General features: G+C 49.0%; 4 protein-coding genes. 1 reads left to right on the forward strand and 3 read right to left on the reverse strand.

Annotated elements, in window-relative coordinates:
- Nucleotides 1–141 precede the first annotated feature (141 nt).
- Nucleotides 142–582 (forward strand): hypothetical protein, encoded by a 441-nt coding sequence (locus tag J7K40_06445; protein ID MCD6162034.1) that lies wholly within the window; start codon nucleotides 142–144, stop codon nucleotides 580–582.
- Here J7K40_06445 and J7K40_06450 read toward each other — a convergent pair.
- The 3 genes from J7K40_06450 to J7K40_06460 are packed head-to-tail and all read right to left on the reverse strand — an operon-like array spanning nucleotide 579 to nucleotide 1,919.
- Complete coding sequence (locus tag J7K40_06450) at nucleotides 579–1,070, reverse strand: hypothetical protein (GenBank protein ID MCD6162035.1); 492 nt, start codon at nucleotides 1,068–1,070, stop codon at nucleotides 579–581. The genes J7K40_06445 and J7K40_06450 overlap by 4 nt on opposite strands.
- 4 nt (nucleotides 1,071–1,074) lie before the next feature.
- Nucleotides 1,075–1,464 carry a hypothetical protein gene (locus J7K40_06455; GenBank protein MCD6162036.1) on the reverse strand — a complete coding sequence of 130 codons (390 nt, stop codon included), beginning with the start codon at nucleotides 1,462–1,464 and terminating at the stop codon, nucleotides 1,075–1,077.
- A gap of 5 nt (nucleotides 1,465–1,469) precedes the next feature.
- Complete coding sequence (locus J7K40_06460) at nucleotides 1,470–1,919, reverse strand: hypothetical protein (protein MCD6162037.1); 450 nt, start codon at nucleotides 1,917–1,919, stop codon at nucleotides 1,470–1,472.
- Nucleotides 1,920–1,932 lie beyond the last annotated feature (13 nt).

The following is a 1,932-nucleotide window of genomic DNA, read 5'->3' on the forward strand; positions in this document are numbered from 1 at the left end:
ACCTGTACTGCAGGCAGGTGTACTACAGGCAGAAATGAGATTCTGAAGCTTCGACAGACGAAAAATAAGTGCGGAGGCTTTGCCTTCCGCTTTTCTTTTTTTCCGAAACGTTTATAATGTCATCATCAAAAAACATCGTATATGCGAGACACACAATCTGAAATCATTATCGCAGTCCTCATCGGGCTGGCTCTCGGATTGATGATGATGGCTACCTCCGATTCGACAATAATCAGCACGCTTGACGTGTACGATGTCGATAATAGCGGCGATTTTAGCGCAGATGAGATTATTCAGGCAGAAAATGACTACAAGAGCAGCAGGCTCACAGAGAGCGACTATCAAACGATTATGATGCTCGCTGTGACCTCAACGCTGACCGACGAAGGTGTTGTGCTCCCACCGCCTGAAGAGATCGAGACATCGGAGCCGATCATTGTGAAACCGGTCCCGATTCCAACTCCATCCATGCTTCCAGAAGAACCAGCGACCGGTGGCGGAACATTTGTAGTGGCGATAGGACTACTCATTGGAGCAGGCATTTCGTTCGCGGCGGTACTCTGGAGACAGTCGAAAAATTAGCGAGATACATCCATCCGGTTTCCTATCGAGGTATGTATCTTTATTCTCTGTTTTCGCCTAATCTCTTTTGACATCTTCCGGACAGATCGATAATCGAACCCCGCTGCTTCAACAACGTCCTGTTCACTCGACTCACCAGGGAAGAATTTCTTGCGTCGCTGGTACAGGGTGGGATACCCATGCGCAGTCGGTAGTACGCCTTCAGTATGTATGATTCTCCGGTAAAAATCAACCACTGTTTCACGAGTCCATGGAAGTCGTTTGATCTCCCCGTACGGCAATTCCGGATCGATGACCATGGAAGTGAGCCCAGCAGCATCAATCACCTCTTCCCACGTTTTTACACCGAACCTTCGGGTGAAGGTTCCACGATTCGGATCTCCTGGCTTCAGATGGGTCGTCCTGGGAGCATACCCAAGTTCATCCGTGAGTTTCCACAGGAAGTCTATCAGCTCTTCCCGCGTGTATCGATGACCCGAACTCGCCATTGTTTCAATCGATGATTCTCGTTGCGATCTTCTGTGCCACGTTCTCGATGCATGATGCATGAGCCGACGTTCCGTGTTCCGCGCCAAAAATCTCTTCACACATGTCCGCAGCCGTGCCTCTGCACCACTCTGTGTGTGCTACCATATCGATGCGTTCTTCACGAGTCATGTCTGGATGTTCACGTGCATGACTGATCACGTCTATCGGCACGTTGATAGTCATGCCTTCGATGTCAATCGGTACGCCGACCCCACCGCAAAACTCTGCGAGAGTATCCCACGCAGCTTTCATCGCGAGCCAGCACTGGTCGTGTCCGCCGTCGCTTAGTTCCTTGAGGCTCTCAAGTTCCTTCGGTGTTGGTGTCGGGAGGGTTATATTCTTGTTTTCTGGCATTGAAATCACCTGTAGGTTATGGTCCCACCATGTACTCTATCTGGATGCCTTATATCAGTCACCTTAAGATCAACTTCCATCGCATTTTCCCCTCCATGTATTGTGAGTATGGCAGATGGATCTCTGGCATAGAACTTAATACACTGCTTATCAACATCATATTCAACCTTATCAGGGTTAAATATGCCGAGGGTCGTTCCAGTTGGCGGGGTTTTCGATACAACCATTATATACTTGGTCGCTAGCGCACTGTCTGTTGGTGTCAGGATGATTTGCGCATCACCCATTCCCATTACGTACGTTTTACCACCCAGTAGTCCTGGCGTGGCTTTTACATCTCTGCCGATCTGGCGTGCAAAGTATGTAAGTGCATTGAGCATACCCTGCACGGAATACGGATCGAACGCTTTCATTGCGCTCGGATCGTCTGCCGGGATAATTAATTCTTTTGTCATTACATCACCTCAT

This window comes from Candidatus Zixiibacteriota bacterium (assembly GCA_021159005.1).
In the GTDB taxonomy this organism is placed as follows: Bacteria; Zixibacteria; MSB-5A5; order UBA10806; family 4484-95; genus JAGGSN01.

Excerpts from the sequence above, each read along its gene's own strand:
- J7K40_06460 (MCD6162037.1), bottom strand. The coding sequence starts at position 1,919 with ATGACAAAAGAATTAATTATCCCGGCAGACGATCCGAGCGCAATGAAA.
- J7K40_06455 (MCD6162036.1), bottom strand. The coding sequence starts at position 1,464 with ATGCCAGAAAACAAGAATATAACCCTCCCGACACCAACACCGAAGGAA.
- J7K40_06450 (MCD6162035.1), bottom strand. The coding sequence starts at position 1,070 with ATGGCGAGTTCGGGTCATCGATACACGCGGGAAGAGCTGATAGACTTC.
- J7K40_06445 (MCD6162034.1), top strand. The coding sequence starts at position 142 with ATGCGAGACACACAATCTGAAATCATTATCGCAGTCCTCATCGGGCTG.